We start from the raw sequence: 15,615 nt of genomic DNA, 5'->3' as shown, positions 1-15,615 counted from the left end.
GGTGAAGGGCTTTTTTATTGTCTGTTTGCTGGGCTCGCTTAGCCGACAGCTTCCGCTTCCTTCTCCCTCGACTTTTCTGTGTGTACAGCATCAGATTCGCTTTTGCTCGAAGTGTTGGGTGAAGTGGTTTCGGAGGTCAATGCGGAGATATTTGCAGCGTGGTAGCCCTTGTCTCCCCGAATAATATCGAAGGTGACTTGCTGGCCGGCCTTCAGGGTTCGGTAGCCTTCCATCTGAATTGCGGAATAGTGCGCGAACAGATCCTCCCCTCCCTCATCTGCAAGAATAAACCCATATCCCTTAGCGTTGTTGAACCACTTTACAGTACCGGTAGGCATAACGATTCCCTCTAATTGCCTGAGTGGCCCCTGGCCACCTTACAGAGTTTTTATATTTATTTGACCTGCTGGTTAGTCGGCTGCGATCCTATCTGCGACTAACGTTTGATGTAGCGGTCACTACCTCTTGTAGTCAACAGCTGGGGGATTGTCAAGGTTCCCCGCTGACCGCTGTGTCAAAGGTCAAATAAGGTTACAATGTCACGTCATTGAAGGTTGCATTGGGTGCAATTTTCAGGCTCGATAGAATTCATTGATAATTGTTATGAGTACTTCGCGAATCATTAAACTAAGCTCCAGTGACTCCGATGGAGACAACCCGTACTTCGATGATTTCGATGGTGGGTTGGCCCTTGAGGAGGCGCCGCCGCAGCTGAAGCGGCCGCCGATGTATAAAGTCGTTATGCTCAATGATGACTACACCCCCATGGATTTTGTTGTTGAGACTTTGGAGTTGTTTTTTTCAGTAAACCGGGAGCGCGCCACACAGTTAATGTTGCAGGTTCACACACGGGGAAAAGCAGTGTGTGGTGTCTATACTCGGGATATAGCGGAGACAAAGGCCGCACAGGTCAATCAGTTCGCTCAAGAGAATGAGCATCCCCTGTTATGTGAAATTGAAGCGGACGAAAGCAAAGAGGATTGATTCTGACAAAAACTGCTTTGAACAAAGGGTCCCGTCACCTGAAGGGAATCAGCCAGGATATAAACGCCGGCGAAGGGTGCGCGCCTACCAGCGGAGTCGGCGGGAAATATTGGCGATTAGGGTTTGAGGTTTAGATGCTCAGCAAGGACTTAGAGGTAACGCTTAATCTAGCGTTCAAAGGTGCTCGAGCGAAACGGCATGAATTCATGACCGTTGAGCACCTATTGCTGGCGCTCTTGGATAACGAATCCGCAGCAGATGTTCTACATGCGTGCGGGGCGGATTTAAGTGCATTGCGCCGTGAACTCCTGGAGTTTGTGGACTCCACAACACCGTTGATCCCGGAGGCTGATACAGATCGAGAAACCCAGCCGACATTGGGTTTCCAAAGGGTCCTGCAGAGGGCCGTATTCCATGTCCAGTCATCCGGTAAAAAGGAAGTTACAGGGGCTAACGTCCTGGTCGCCATTTTCTGTGAGCAGGAGAGCCAGGCTGTTTACTACTTGAAGCAGCAGAGTGTTGCCCGGATAGACGTCGTTAACTACATCACCCACGGAATTTCCCGCGTTGGCTCCAGTGGTAATAACCACCATCACGGTTCCGATACTGCACCTGAGCAGGTAGATGAGGAAATTAGTGGGGGCGCTGAGCCAGGTGGTTCCGACCCCCTGGAAAGCTATGCCACCAACCTCAATCAAGAGGCAATTCTTGGTCGTATTGATCCGCTTGTGGGGCGTGCACCTGAGGTGGAGCGTGTCACGCAGGTTCTCGCTCGTCGACGCAAGAACAATCCACTGTTGGTGGGTGAGTCCGGTGTCGGCAAGACGGCAATTGCTGAGGGCTTGGCACGGCGTATTGTCGATGAGGATATCCCCGAACCTTTGAAAGAGAGCACTATTTACTCTCTGGATCTCGGCTCCCTGCTGGCGGGAACCAAGTATCGCGGTGATTTTGAGAAGCGCTTTAAGGCGCTGCTGGCGGAGCTCAAGAAGCGCGAGCACGCCGTACTGTTTATTGATGAGATCCACACTATCATCGGGGCCGGCGCCGCTTCAGGAGGCGTCATGGACGCCTCTAACCTGCTTAAGCCGCTACTTTCCAGCGGTCAATTGCGCTGCATAGGCTCCACTACTTTTACTGAATATCGCGGTATCTTTGAAAAAGATCGCGCGCTGTCGCGCCGTTTTCAAAAGATCGATGTCAGTGAGCCCTCAGTGGAAGAGACCGTGCAAATATTGCAGGGGCTCAGAAGCTGCTTTGAGGATCACCACAAGGTCCGCTTTACCGATGGAGCTTTGGATGCTGCTGCGCAGCTATCCAGTCGTCACATCACCGAGCGATTCCTCCCAGATAAGGCCATTGATGTAATCGATGAGGCGGGAGCCTACCAATCTTTGCTGCCCGAAGAGGACCGCAAAGAGGTTATTGGGGTCTGTGAGATTGAGATGGTTATCGCCAAGATGGCGAGAATACCTGCCAAGAGCGTGTCTGCTTCTGACAAGGAGCAGTTATCACGCCTGGATGACAATCTCAAAATGGTGGTGTTTGGGCAGGACAGCGCGATTGATGCCCTGGGCACTGCGATTAAGCTGAGTCGTGCTGGTCTGGGTTCTGAAGAGAAACCCATCGGCTCCTTCCTGTTTTCGGGCCCCACCGGAGTCGGCAAGACAGAGCTCTGCCGCCAGTTGGCGAAGGTGATGGGTATCGAGCTGATTCGTTTCGATATGTCTGAGTATATGGAGCGCCATACGGTTTCCCGCCTGATCGGCGCGCCCCCTGGGTATGTAGGTTTTGACCAGGGTGGTTTACTGACAGACTCGGTTACCAAGCACCCTCACAGTGTTGTACTGCTTGATGAAATTGAGAAAGCACACCCAGAAGTATTCAATCTGCTTTTGCAGGTGATGGATCACGGCACCCTGACTGATAACAACGGCCGCAAAGCGGACTTCCGCAATGTCATCCTGATTATGACAACCAATGCGGGCGCTGAGGTGATGAGCCGTCGTTCAATCGGTTTCTCCCATCAAGATCACTCCACCGATGGAATGGAGGAGATCAAGAAGATGTTTACCCCGGAGTTCCGCAATCGCCTCGATAATATTATTCAATTCCGCTCTCTGCCTCTGGATGTAGTGAAGACGGTGGTGGATAAGTTTATCGTTGAGTTGCAGGCTCAGTTGGATGACTCGAAGGTGACACTGGTTGTTGATGATGAGGCTCGAGAGTGGCTGGCGGTGCGGGGTTATGACGAGAAGATGGGTGCGAGGCCTATGTCCCGTCTGATTCGCGACAAGCTGCGCAAGCCTCTGGCAGAAGCCGTGCTCTTTGGTGAGTTGGCAGAAGAGGGTGGGCGTGTTTGCGTCACCATTGAAGATGATGAGCTTGCGATTAAAACGGCGGTGCCCGCCTAAAGTAAATTAGCTTCAGCCAAGTAATAAAAAAGCCACCGAGAGGTGGCTTTTTTATTTCAGGTCAAATTGCCTTGCGGAATTTGGCCTCTGAGCGAATTAGCGCGCGCGGTACGTAATGCGGCCCTTGCTCAGGTCGTATGGAGTCAGCTCCACTTTCACCTTGTCGCCGGTGAGAATGCGAATGTAGTTTTTACGCATCTTTCCAGAAATATGCGCAATTACCACGTGTCCGTTTTCCAGTTTTACGCGGAAAGTGGTGTTCGGCAGGGTGTCGATCACCTCGCCTTCCATTTCAATATAATCGTCTTTTGCCATGCGGCAGCAACCTTACAATAACTTGATCAGACCTTTACCCCGGAGGCTCTTTGGCCTAGCCGCGGCTTGACGGGCGAGCATTTTGCACGAAAAGGCAAGATAGAGCAAAGGGAGAGTGTGTTGAACTAGAGCGATTTAAGGCTCCAGCGGTTTTCTTTTAACATTTCGATGGGGCGAAATTGGCTTTTATAGGCCATTTTGTGGCACTTCTCAATCCAGTACCCAAGGTAGAGATTAGGTAGTCCCAAGCGCCGGGCCCATTCGATCTGGTAGAGGATGCAGTAACTGCCCAGGCTCCGTTTGTCCTCATCGGGATCGAAGAAAGTATAGATCGCCGATAACCCGGCAGTCAGGATATCTGTTACAGCTACTGCCACCAACTTGCCGCGGGCTCTCAGCTCAATATAGCGAGTAGACCCCCAAGCCTGACTCAGGAAGCTGCGGTATTGTTCCCGGCTGGGCGGGTACATCTCCCCATCGGCGTGGCGCTGCTCGATATAGCGGGCGTAGAGTTCGTAATGCTCATCTGTATCGATGGACTCGATATGGAATATGTCCAGGTCCTTGTTGCGCTTCCAGCAGCGTCTCTGGTTGCGGTCAGGGACAAACAGGCTCACAGGCACGCGAGCCGGTATACAGGCGCGACAGGTCGCGCACTGGGGGCGATAGAGGTAGGCACCACTGCGCCGGAATCCCAGCTCTGACAGGCGGTTGTACAGACGCTGATCCACTTCTGTTTGTGGATCGACAAACACCGTTGTTGCCTCCCGATCCGGCAGGTAACCGCAGGGGTGGGGCAGGGTGGCCAACAGGCGCACTGAATCCAGCTGAGAGTATTTACCCATAAGTCCACGAAAGCTTCCAGGGCTGCGGGAAAGGCGGCTGCTTAACGCCGTCTGCCAGCAGTTGTTCGAAATCCTTACGACACATTTCCACCGCCCCAAGGCTGCTGAGATGAGGATTGCTCACCTGGCAGTCGATCAGTGGGCAGCCCCACAATTCTAATTGCCGAACGAGGTGGACAAAAGCGACTTTTGAAGCGTCTGTCTCCCGGTGAAACATCGACTCCCCAAAGAATACTCGCCCCAGCGCAATACCATAGAGTCCGCCAGCGAGTTGACCGTCGCGCCAAACCTCCACTGAGTGGGCAAACCCCTGATGGTGCATGTCGATATAGGCGTCGCACATCTCATCGGTGATCCATGTGCCGGTTTCATCCGCCCGGGGGGCACGGCAGGCCTCAATTACCTCGGGAAAGGCTTGGTCGAAGGTGACCGAAAAGGTTCCTCGGCGCAATACTTTGCGCAAAGTGCGGCCAATACGAAAGTTTTGCGGGATAACCACGCAGCGAGGGGAGGGGCTCCACCACAAGATCGGCTGGTCATCTGAATACCAGGGGAAGACCCCTCTTTGATAGGCTTCAACCAGCCACTCGGGAGTCAGATCTCCTCCGGCTGCCAGCAAGCCATTGGGGTCATCCAGTGCGAATTCAGTTGGGGGAAAGTCTACAACGGTGTGGTCGAGCCACATCAGGCGGCTTTGGGTGTTCCCTGCCACGATCTGACTCCTGTCGGTAGAGGGGGATACCGGGCAGAAAAGCTCTGCCCGGGGATTTGACTTACTTCTCGGCGTCGAGGAAGCGCTCGGCGTCCAGGGCGGCCATACAGCCGGTACCCGCAGAAGTTACCGCCTGGCGGTAAATATGGTCGGATACGTCACCTGCGGCAAATACACCGGGAACAGAGGTCTGGGTGGCATTGCCGTTCAGGCCGCTCTCCACAATGAGGTAACCACCATTCATTTCAAGCTGGCCTTCAAAGATACCGGTATTCGGTTTGTGACCGATAGCAATAAACACACCGGAAACGTCCAGCTCTGTAGTGGTGTCGTCCTGGGTGTTGCGCAGGCGCAGCCCAGTTACACCGTTGTCGTCACCGAGCACTTCGTCCAGGGTGTTGTGCCAACAGACGTTGATGTTGCCGTTTTCCACTTTATCCATCAGGCGGTCCTGAAGGATTTTTTCTGCGCGAAGCTCGTCGCGGCGGTGAATCAGGGTCACTTCACTGGCGATATTGGAGAGGTACAGGGCCTCTTCTACGGCGGTGTTGCCACCACCGACAACAGCAACTTTCTGGTCGCGATAGAAGAATCCGTCACAGGTCGCACAGGCGCTGACACCTCGTCCCTGGAAGGCTTCCTCAGAGGGTAGGCCCAGGTACTGTGCTGAGGCGCCAGTGGCGATAATCAGTGAGTCACAGGTGTAAGTTTCGTTGCCTTTCAAGGTGAAAGGACGCTGTTTCAGATCAACAGATTCGATGTGATCGAAGATGATTTCTGTCTCGAAGCGCTCTGCGTGCTGCTGCATTTGCACCATCAGGTCCGGACCTTGAAGCTCCGGAATACCGCCCGGCCAGTTCTCGACTTCAGTGGTGGTGGTCAGCTGCCCACCCTGTTGCATACCCGTGATAACAACCGGGTTCAGGTTTGCCCGTGCAGCGTAGATAGCCGCGGTGTAGCCGGCAGGGCCTGAGCCGAGGATGATCAGTCGATGATGGTTATTGCTCATGAAGTACTCTTTAAAACTCTCAATTTGCGAAGTTTACCCAATGGGCTGGGAGTCCATATGCCCGTCCATTTTTTGATCAGGCGAGACTATTAAATTGGGCGATATAATAGGCGATATTTACCATTCGGCGAAATAGTTTGCCTTAATTTGTTCGATTGATCGTACCTATTCAACTCTCTTTGACCTGGCTAGAGGTTTGGCTCAAATCGGAGTTTGCGCCAAAGCTGGCCGTAAGAGCTGGAAAAATGTAAAAAAGTTCCAATCTGAAACAACTGCTGCTGGCTTTGCTAGGGGGAGAATGGGGTGTCACAAATTAGAATTACGGATTGTTAGATGTATTGAGTGTGTGAGCGTCATAGAGGGCAGTGACTTCGAGTAAGTGCCCAAACCCCAGTGGGTTGAGGATCGTTATGCGCTACAAAAGAAAGTTCATACCCTTAAACCTGAAGCGAGAGCAGTTGGGGCATCCTAAAACTTTTCTGACCCTTAGTGAGGAGGCCCAGGCTTTCGTAGCCGAAATTATCGACGATAGTTATTCGTTGCGTTTTTCCATTGATCTGGAGCCCGATGGCGATCACCGGGCGAGCTTACATGGCCCACCCCACCTGCTGGATCTATTTACCGCGCTCAACTTGCAAATACGCTGTGAAATTGTCTCTGATGGATATGGTGATACAGGAGGTGGGGCGGTTGCTTGCGCGGGTGAGCCAGAAGAACTCGAGAAGTTTGCTATGGCGCTGGGCCTCAGCAATGGTTGTCGAGTTCTCGACTTGATGTGTGGCAGGGGAGTCCTGAGTAGCTACCTGCTTAAGTTTGCCAAAGCTCATGGGGTTATTATTCAATGTAGCTTGTGCGATTCCCACCCTTCGCAGCTTGAAAACCTTGACCCAAATATTCAATTGCTAGCTGCCGATATCACTATAGGTGATGGAAGAAACTTGCCATATCCCAGTGAATTATTTGATGCTGTGGCAATCAGAATGGGCCTGCACGAAGTGCCTTATAAAGATCAGCCCCTGGTTCTCCAGGAGTGTTATCGGGTTTTGAAGCCGGGAGGTCCGCTGTTGGTTTGGGACTTGATGCCGGCGTCTGCCGGGGTCCAAGATTTACTGTGTGCTCAAAAGCGAAAACTGTCAGCGCTGACACACCGTGAATCGTTGCTCTTGGATCGGTTCTTTTTGCGGGAAGACCAGTTGTTACAATTGCTCAGCGATGCAGGCTTTTCGCAAGCAGAGCGGGTATCCAGAACCTATTACCGGGATAGTACTCAAGACAAATTAAAAACAGAGTTGGGAGGGGATCAATACAAATTGGAAATTCTGAATAGTTACCTCCGCGAGAGAGTTACCCAGGCGATTATTGATGAGGTTTGCTGGGAGGATTCAGGGCAGGATATCTCGATGATGATTCCAAATTGCATCTATCGCACGTACAAACCGATAAATTTAGAAGAGAATACTGGCTAGGAATCGCTCCAGGTTTTTCGATACTGCCGCCAAACAACAAAAAACTACTTGGTGTCAGGGATCGTAAGGCGCAATCTGAAAGCGTAGATTGTAAAATAGCCTGATTGATTTGCTTTCTTCTGTAAACAATACAGAATTTTGTCAGGCGGCATGGGGATTCAGGTCCCAGGTAGACACCGCCAAGTTCATGTAGACATAAAAAGTACAGCATTATTGAGGTAAGCCATTGAAGGCCGAAAGCGCAACTGAAAAAAGCCCTGCAGAGAGCAATGCATTGCCAGACTCATTGATCGCCCGACTCGTTCGCGAGGGGGCCCTGATCAGTTTGCTGGCTGGTGCCCTGTTGCTCGCCATTAGCCTGTTAAGCTTTAGCGCAGAAGATCCGGGCTGGTCGCAAACTGGCAGTACCCAAAAAGTGCACAATGCCATTGGGCCAGCCGGTGCTTGGTTGGCAGATGTGTGTTTGTCTTTGCTCGGATGGATGGCTTACCTGTTCCCCTTGCTGATTGGTCTGCGGGCCTATCATATTCTTCGCGATCGCAATGCCCGCTTCCATTTGCCGCTATTTGCTTTGAGAGTATTTGGCTTGCTGCTTGTTCTTGTCAGCGGGGCGGCAATGGCGACTCTTTGTTTTGATCCCGCAGAAAACCCGTTGCCGTTTACCAACGGGGGCATCATCGGCAGCGCGATGGCGTCTGCCCTGGGTTCTAGCCTCGGCTATGTAGGGGCAACCATTTTACTGCTGGCGATATTTGCTATCGGTGTCACTGTTTTTACGGGTTTGTCGTGGCTCAAATTGGCAGAGGCAATCGGCAAGAATGTGCTCGGCTTTTTTGCCTTGCTGGGCAGTTTCTATCAACGCTGGCGCCAAAAGCGCAATGAGCGGAGGGTGGCCAGAGAGGCGATTGTCGTGCGCAAGGCCGCTGTGGAGGAAGAGAAGCAGCGAGTTGCCAAACGAATTCCCCCGAAGATTGAGCCCGCAGCCCCCAAGCCGAAGCAGAGTCCTCGGGCAGCAAAGGAAAAACAGCGAGAGCTTTTCAAGAGTGGCCCGGTTACTGGAACCCTGCCGCCGCTGGGTCTTCTCGATCCGGCAGATCAAAACAAGAAGGCCGGCTTCTCCCGGGAATCCCTGGAAGCGCTGTCACGCCTGTTGGAACTTAAGCTGAAAGACTTCGGCGTTGTTGCCGAAGTGGTATCTGTGCTGCCGGGGCCGGTAGTAACCCGCTTTGAAATTCAGCCAGCTCCCGGCGTAAAGGTGAGCAAGATTTCCAATCTGGCAAAAGACCTGGCGCGCTCACTGGCGGTGATCAGTGTGCGTGTGGTTGAGGTAATCCCAGGCAAGTCGGTTGTGGGTATCGAAATTCCTAACGAAAATCGACAGATGGTACGCCTCAGTGAAGTGTTGTCGGCAGATGTCTACGATAATGCCAAATCGCCACTGACTCTGGCGCTCGGTCACGACATTTCCGGTCAGCCGGTGGTGGCCGATCTGGCCAAGATGCCTCACTTGCTGGTAGCGGGTACCACCGGCTCGGGTAAATCCGTGGGTATCAACGTTATGTTGTTGAGCCTGCTGTACAAATCCACGCCCGATGAGGTCCGCCTGATTTTGGTGGACCCCAAAATGCTGGAGCTCTCGGTGTACGAGGGCATTCCGCATTTGTTGACCCCGGTCATCACCGATATGAACGATGCCGCCAATGGTTTGCGTTGGTGTGTTGGAGAAATGGAGCGCCGCTACAAGTTGATGGCGGCAATGGGGGTGAGAAACCTCGCAGGCTTTAACCGCAAAGTGAAAGAGGCGGAAGAGGCCGGGGAGCCGCTGATCGATCCTATCTGGCAGCCAGATCCCGCCTCCAGCGTGCCGGAAGATGAACAAACCGCACCGGCCCTGAAAGCACTGCCTGCCATTGTTGTCGTGATTGATGAATTTGCCGACATGATGATGATCGTCGGTAAAAAGGTCGAACAGCTGATCGCGCGAATCGCACAAAAAGCCCGTGCAGCTGGGATCCACTTACTGCTTGCAACCCAGCGTCCGTCGGTGGATGTTATTACCGGCTTGATTAAAGCTAACGTACCTACTCGAATCGGTTTCCAGGTTTCGTCCAAGGTGGATTCCCGCACAATCCTCGACCAGGGCGGTGCGGAGCAGCTGCTCGGTCATGGTGACATGTTGTACTTACCGCCTGGAAGTGGTGTTCCCGTTCGTGTCCACGGCGCTTTTGTCGACGATCACGAAGTGCATAAAGTTGTCGCCGATTGGGGCCGTCGTGGTGAGCCTGATTATATCGATGGTATTGTCGACGATAGTAATAACAGTATCCCCGTGCCTGGATTACAGTCTGAAGGCGGTGAGGATGAAGACCCTGAAGCCGATGCGCTCTACGACGAAGCCGTAGCTTTCGTCACTAAATCCCGCAAGGCGTCAATTTCCTCTGTGCAGCGTCAGCTGCGGATTGGTTACAATCGCGCGGCTCGAATTATTGACGCCATGGAGGCTGCTGGGGTGATATCTGCGGCGGGCCACAACGGCAATCGAGAGGTGCTGGCACCGCCGCCAGCCTGATAGGAGTTTGGCCCTTGGAGCAGTGGCGGGTTAAGCCACTGTTCACTTAGTCGGGGTTAATCTTTAAGGAAATCAATACGTTGGGACTCCACTATGAAAAGAATACTGCAGGGTCTGCTGCTTTCAATCAGTGTTACCGCCAGCGCGGCCTGGGCTGATGCCACCGATGACCTGAGCGATTTACTCAAGCCGTTGGAAGCGATTTCGGGTAATTTCAAACAGACATTGATCGACGAGCGCGGCGAGGTCACACAAAAGAGCAATGGTAGCTTTTCTGTGCAGCGCCCGGGCAAATTGCGCTGGAAAACCGGTGAGCCTTATCCCCAGTTACTGGTGACAAACAACAAGACGCTCTGGCTGTACGATCCGGACCTGGAGCAGGTGACAGTTCGCCCAGTGGATGCCCGTATTAAGGATACCCCAGCCCTATTACTGGGGGGCAAAGTAGAGGAAATTCGAGGCTCGTTTAATGTGAGCCAGAAAGAAGGGGTTTATCACCTGACCCCCAAGAACCCCTCGGCCCCTTTTAAAGCCATGGAAATTCGATTTGCCAAAAATGGCTTGCCGTCGGCAATGACCGTGCGCGATGGTATGGGACAAACCACTGAAATTCAGTTCAGTGGTATGGAGGCGAACCCAAAACTATCCGCTTCTATATTTGATTTTAAGCCCCCGGCCGGTACTGACATTATTAAAGATGAGTGATCTTTTCGATACTCCCAAAACCCACCAACCCCTCGCGGCCCGTATGCGGCCGAATTCCCTGGCCCACTATGTGGGCCAGTCGCATTTATTGGGGGAGGGCAAACCTCTGCGGGAGGCCGTAGAGCGCGGCCAACTGCACTCTATGATTTTGTGGGGCCCACCCGGTGTGGGTAAAACCACTTTTGCGCGGTTGCTAGCTGAAGAGTGCGATGCTCGATTTGCCACACTGTCTGCGGTACTCGCCGGAGTGAAAGATATTCGACAGGCGGTGGCCGAAGCTGAACAGCACCGGATACAGTCGGGCCGACACACTATTTTATTTGTCGATGAAGTGCATCGATTTAATAAGGCTCAGCAGGATGCCTTCCTTCCCTACGTGGAGGAGGGCACTGTGACTTTTGTTGGAGCGACCACGGAGAACCCGGCTTTTGAGTTGAACAATGCGCTCCTGTCCCGGTGTCGGGTCTATCTTTTGCGCAGTATTCCCGAAGAGGAGTTGTTGGGGTTGCTGCGCTACGCCCTGCAAACCGACCAGCAGTTGCGCGAGCGGAGCGTCAACATTCCCGAAGAAGTGTTGGGTAAGATTGCCCGGGCTGCCGATGGGGATGCCCGCAGTGCTTTGAACTTGCTGGAAGTGGCCTGCGATCTGGCCAAAGAGGAGGCCGGGCGACTGATTGTCGATGAAGACGTGCTCGCCGAGGTGCTCAGTGCCGATGTTCGCCGTTTTGATAAAGGCGGCGATTATTTTTACGATCAAATTTCCGCCATGCATAAATCAGTGCGGGGGTCTGATCCGGATGCGGCGCTCTACTGGTTTGTGCGGATGCTGGATGGAGGCTGCGACCCGTTATATATCGCTCGCCGTGTCGTGCGTATGGCCAGCGAAGATATCGGCAATGCGGACCCGAGGGCTTTGCAATTGTCGCTGAATGCCTGGGATGTGCAGGAACGACTGGGGAGCCCCGAGGGCGAGCTGGCAATTGCCCAAGCCATTACTTACCTGGCGGTTGCGGCAAAAAGCAATGCGGTTTACTCCGCTTACAATCGTGCCGTGGCGGATGTTCGTCGCGAGCCCAGTTATGAAGTGCCAGTGCATTTGCGCAATGCCCCTACCAAACTGGCAAAAAGCCTGTCCCATGGTGCGGAGTATCGCTACGCCCACGACGAACCCGATGCTTTTGCTGCGGGAGAGAATTACTTCCCCGAAGAGATTGCTGAGCGCGAGTACTACCAGCCGGTTCCCCGAGGGCTGGAGTTAAAAATTTCAGAAAAATTGCAGACTCTGCGCCGACTAAATCGCGAGAGTGACAGGCAGCGTTACAGAAACTCTAAATAGATAGAAAGGAAGCAGCTAAATGCAGTGGCTGGCAGTCGCCCTGGGCGGCGCACTTGGGGCAGTTCTTCGCCACCTGGTGAGTATCTGGAGCTTTCCGGTATTTGAGGGTCGGTTTCCGCTAGGAACCATCATTGTCAATTTAACAGGCTCTTTTTTGATCGGTATTGTTTATGTACTGATCGCTCACCGCGCCATGTTGGGGGAGGAATGGCGTCTACTGTTGATGACCGGCATGTTTGGCGCACTGACAACCTTTTCCACTTTCTCCCTCGAAAGCCTGATACTGTGGCACAATGGCCAGCCGCTGGTGGCCCTTGGCTATATTGTCGGCAGCCTTGTTGGTTGTTTGTTGGCCACCGCTGCTGCTGTCGCTTTGGCGACACGGTATTTTTAATTTAACTTCTCTGTTGTAGGAGCCTGATAACAGGCGAACTGGAAACGATGCTCGATCCCAAACTGATTCGCACGGATATGGACCAGGTGGCCGCTGCCCTGAAAAAGCGCGGTGTAGAACTGGATACTGCCAAACTTGAAGCCCTTGAAGAACGCCGCAAAGAATTGCAGGTGCGCACCGAGAGTTTGCAAAACGAGCGCAATAGCAAGTCGAAAAATATCGGCCGTGCCAAGGCGAATGGTGAAGATATTGCCCCGCTTTTGAAAGAAGTGGAGTCCCTCGGTGGTGAGTTGCAAGATGCCAAACATGCACTGACAGAATTGCAGGGAGAGCTGGATGCAATCTTGTCTGCGATTCCCAACTTGCCGGATGCCTCAGTGCCTGAAGGCGAGAGTGAAGACGATAATGTAGAGGTTCGCCGCTGGGGCCAGCCGCGTACTTTTGACTTTGAAGTTAAAGACCACGTAGACCTGGGCACACACCTTGGTGGCCTCGACTTCGAGATGGCAGTGAAGCTCACCGGCTCCCGCTTTGCGGTAATGAGCGGTGATGTTGCGCGTCTGCATCGCGCGTTGGCACAGTTTATGCTGGATACTCACACCGAAGAGCATGGTTACCAGGAAACCAATGTGCCGGTTGTTGTGAATGCTGATTCCCTGTACGGCACTTCCCAGCTGCCTAAATTTGAGGAAGACCTGTTTAAGCTCGAGGATGATCGTGGTTTCTACCTGATCCCGACTGCGGAAGTGCCCCTCACCAATATGTATCGCGATCATATTGTTGAAGACAGTGCTAGCCTGCCGCATAAATTGCTTGCTCATACTACCTGCTTCCGCTCTGAAGCTGGCTCTCACGGCCGCGACACTCGTGGCATGATTCGCCAGCACCAGTTTGAAAAGGTAGAACTGGTTTGGGTGGCGCGTCCGGATCAGTCTGAAGAGGCACTGGAAACCCTGACGCAAAATGCTGAGACCATTTTGCAGAAGCTGAACCTGCCATACCGCACAGTGATTCTCTGCGGTGGCGATATCGGTTTCTCTGCTCGAAAGACATACGATATTGAAGTTTGGATTCCGTCCCAGGATAAGTACCGCGAGATATCCTCTTGCTCCCTGGTAGGTGACTTCCAGGCGCGCCGAATGAAGGCACGCTGGCGCAACCCGGAAACCAATAAGCCCGAATTGGTGCATACACTGAATGGCTCTGGCCTTGCCGTGGGTCGTACCCTCATCGCTGTTCTGGAAAATTACCAGCGCGAGGATGGCAGTATTGAGGTGCCGGAAGTATTGCGGCCCTATATGCGAGGCCAGGAAGTGATCTCAGCTTCCTGAGCGTAGCACTCCAAAAGGGCGAGCGTAGAGTTCGCCCTTTTTTGTTTGTAGTAATGAGTTTCACTTTGCCCGCTATTTGATGGAATAAGAAGTTGCGTTATTTACCCCTCGCATTTGATGTCAAAGATCATCCCTGTTTGATTGTTGGAGGCGGCTCCATTGCCACCCGTAAAGCTCGCTTATTGCACAAAGCGGGTGCACGGATATTGGTGGTATCCCCGGAAATTACCGATGAGCTTCAGCAAATGGTGACTGATTCTGGTGGGGAATGGTTTCAATCAGTTTATTCGAGCGAGTATTTACAGAAAGCGGGGCTGGTCGTTGCTGCATCCGATAGTGAGTCCGTGAATGCACAGGTTTCAGCCGATGCCCAGGCTCAGCGCCTACCTGTCAATGCGGTGGACGCGCCAGAGTTGTGCACGTTTACTTTCCCGGCCATTGTGGAGCGGGGAGATCTATCGATCGGTATCAGTAGTGGCGGCGCGGCTCCAGTACTGGCGCGCAGAATCAGGGCTCAGCTCGAAGCTCTGCTATCGCCGGGTCTGGGACCGCTGGTGACTTTGGCGGCGCGAATGCGCGATAGGGTTAAGGCAGCGTTGCCAGAGTCTCGCCGCAAGAATTTTTGGGAGTGGGTTTTTGCCGGCCCCGTTGCCAATCGCATGGAGGCGGGGCAACCAACAGATGCAGAGCAGGCGCTAGTGGATGCGCTACAAGACTGGCAGGGGAGCCCCAATCCGGTGGGTGAGGTTTACCTGGTGGGTGGAGGTCCGGGAGATCCAGACCTGCTGACTTTTCGCGCACTGCGCTTGATGCAGCAGGCAGATGTGGTGCTCTACGATCGGCTGGTTTCACCGGAAGTGATGGAGTTGGTGCGCCGGGATGCAGAGCGGATCTATGTGGGTAAGCGCAAGGCTTTCCACGCGGTGCCACAGGACGATATCAATCAGCTGTTGGTAGATTTGGCCAGCCAAGGTAAAAAAGTTTTGCGGCTTAAGGGAGGCGATCCCTTTATTTTTGGTCGAGGCGGTGAGGAAATAGACAAGTTGTCAGAGGCGGGGATTCCCTTTCAGGTAGTGCCGGGAATCACTGCGGCCTCTGGTTGCGCCAGTTACGCTGGTATCCCACTGACTCACCGGGATCACGCTCAATCTGTGCGCTTTATTACCGGGCACCTGAAAGAGGGTGAGTTAGACCTCCCTTGGCAAGAACTTGCGGGCCCAGCACAAACCCTGGTTTTCTATATGGGGCTTACGGGGTTACAAACCATTTGTGCTGAATTGATTAAACACGGGCTCGATGCGAATACGCCGGCGGCCTTGGTTGAAAAGGGCACTACGCGAGACCAGCGAGTAGTTGTCGGTGACTTGAGCAGCTTGCCGGCCCTTGCTGAAAACAGTGAAGTTCGAGCGCCAACACTCACCATCATTGGTGGGGTAGTGAGCTTGCATGAAAAGCTTCAGTGGTATCAGCCAAATCAAGAAGATTAAGGCAGGGACCCAATGACGCCGAGAGTACCTATACTGAAAAGGTACTCT

General features: G+C 53.2%; 14 protein-coding genes. 9 read left to right on the top strand and 5 right to left on the bottom strand.

Features of this window, described 5'->3' with window-relative positions; genetic code table 11:
* Positions 1 to 38: 38 nt before the first annotated feature.
* Positions 39 to 338: a cold shock domain-containing protein CspD gene (cspD, locus tag ACG1BZ_RS13240; protein ID WP_413662225.1), complete on the bottom strand. Its 300-nt coding sequence runs from the start codon at positions 336 to 338 to the stop codon at positions 39 to 41.
* A gap of 265 nt (positions 339 to 603) precedes the next feature.
* On the opposite strand from cspD, the gene clpS reads away from it, so the two are divergent.
* Together clpS and clpA are read left to right on the top strand one after the other, a co-directional pair.
* Complete coding sequence (gene clpS, locus ACG1BZ_RS13235; protein WP_413662224.1) at positions 604 to 984, top strand: ATP-dependent Clp protease adapter ClpS; 381 nt, start codon at positions 604 to 606, stop codon at positions 982 to 984.
* 134 nt (positions 985 to 1,118) lie between these two features.
* Positions 1,119 to 3,398: an ATP-dependent Clp protease ATP-binding subunit ClpA gene (clpA, locus tag ACG1BZ_RS13230; protein WP_413662223.1), complete on the top strand. Its 2,280-nt coding sequence runs from the start codon at positions 1,119 to 1,121 to the stop codon at positions 3,396 to 3,398.
* 96 nt (positions 3,399 to 3,494) lie between these two features.
* On the opposite strand, the gene infA is transcribed toward clpA, so the two are convergent.
* The 4 genes from infA to trxB form a co-directional block, all read right to left on the bottom strand.
* A complete protein-coding gene (gene infA, locus ACG1BZ_RS13225) occupies positions 3,495 to 3,713 on the bottom strand; it encodes a translation initiation factor IF-1 (RefSeq protein WP_010130378.1) in 219 nt (72 codons plus the stop codon).
* Between the two features lie 125 nt (positions 3,714 to 3,838).
* A complete protein-coding gene (locus ACG1BZ_RS13220) occupies positions 3,839 to 4,558 on the bottom strand; it encodes an arginyltransferase (protein ID WP_413662222.1) in 720 nt (239 codons plus the stop codon).
* The gene (gene aat / locus ACG1BZ_RS13215; RefSeq protein WP_413665868.1) at positions 4,551 to 5,243 is read right to left on the bottom strand and encodes a leucyl/phenylalanyl-tRNA--protein transferase; all 693 of its coding nucleotides are present in this window, start codon (positions 5,241 to 5,243) and stop codon (positions 4,551 to 4,553) included. The genes ACG1BZ_RS13220 and aat overlap by 8 nt, the downstream gene beginning before the upstream one ends.
* An 88-nt stretch (positions 5,244 to 5,331) precedes the next feature.
* Entirely contained in the window at positions 5,332 to 6,279 is a 948-nt protein-coding gene (gene trxB, locus ACG1BZ_RS13210) for a thioredoxin-disulfide reductase (protein ID WP_282933072.1), read from the bottom strand.
* A gap of 410 nt (positions 6,280 to 6,689) precedes the next feature.
* Here trxB and ACG1BZ_RS13205 point away from each other — a divergent pair, with 410 nt between their 5' ends.
* The 7 genes from ACG1BZ_RS13205 (at position 6,690) to cysG (ending at position 15,567) form a co-directional block, all read left to right on the top strand.
* Positions 6,690 to 7,745: a methyltransferase domain-containing protein gene (locus tag ACG1BZ_RS13205; RefSeq protein ID WP_413662221.1), complete on the top strand. Its 1,056-nt coding sequence runs from the start codon at positions 6,690 to 6,692 to the stop codon at positions 7,743 to 7,745.
* Between the two features lie 226 nt (positions 7,746 to 7,971).
* A complete protein-coding gene (locus tag ACG1BZ_RS13200) occupies positions 7,972 to 10,314 on the top strand; it encodes a DNA translocase FtsK (RefSeq protein WP_413662220.1) in 2,343 nt (780 codons plus the stop codon).
* Positions 10,315 to 10,407: 93 nt separating this feature from the next.
* A complete protein-coding gene (gene lolA / locus ACG1BZ_RS13195) occupies positions 10,408 to 11,019 on the top strand; it encodes an outer membrane lipoprotein chaperone LolA (protein ID WP_282933069.1) in 612 nt (203 codons plus the stop codon).
* The gene (locus ACG1BZ_RS13190) at positions 11,012 to 12,355 is read left to right on the top strand and encodes a replication-associated recombination protein A (RefSeq protein WP_413662219.1); all 1,344 of its coding nucleotides are present in this window, start codon (positions 11,012 to 11,014) and stop codon (positions 12,353 to 12,355) included. Before lolA ends, ACG1BZ_RS13190 begins: the two co-directional genes overlap by 8 nt.
* A gap of 19 nt (positions 12,356 to 12,374) precedes the next feature.
* Positions 12,375 to 12,749, top strand: a complete 375-nt coding sequence (crcB, locus tag ACG1BZ_RS13185; protein WP_282933067.1) for a fluoride efflux transporter CrcB — start codon at positions 12,375 to 12,377, stop codon at positions 12,747 to 12,749.
* Positions 12,750 to 12,796: 47 nt separating this feature from the next.
* Entirely contained in the window at positions 12,797 to 14,080 is a 1,284-nt protein-coding gene (serS, locus tag ACG1BZ_RS13180) for a serine--tRNA ligase (protein ID WP_413662218.1), read from the top strand.
* Positions 14,081 to 14,172: 92 nt separating this feature from the next.
* Positions 14,173 to 15,567 carry a siroheme synthase CysG gene (cysG, locus tag ACG1BZ_RS13175; RefSeq protein WP_413662217.1) on the top strand — a complete coding sequence of 465 codons (1,395 nt, stop codon included), beginning with the start codon at positions 14,173 to 14,175 and terminating at the stop codon, positions 15,565 to 15,567.
* Positions 15,568 to 15,615: the final 48 nt, after the last annotated feature.

This window comes from Microbulbifer sp. CNSA002 (assembly GCF_047324085.1).
GTDB lineage: Bacteria > Pseudomonadota > Gammaproteobacteria > Pseudomonadales > Cellvibrionaceae > Microbulbifer.
Note: the sequence above shows the minus strand (reverse complement) of the source record. Positions and strands in the feature narration are given on the sequence as shown.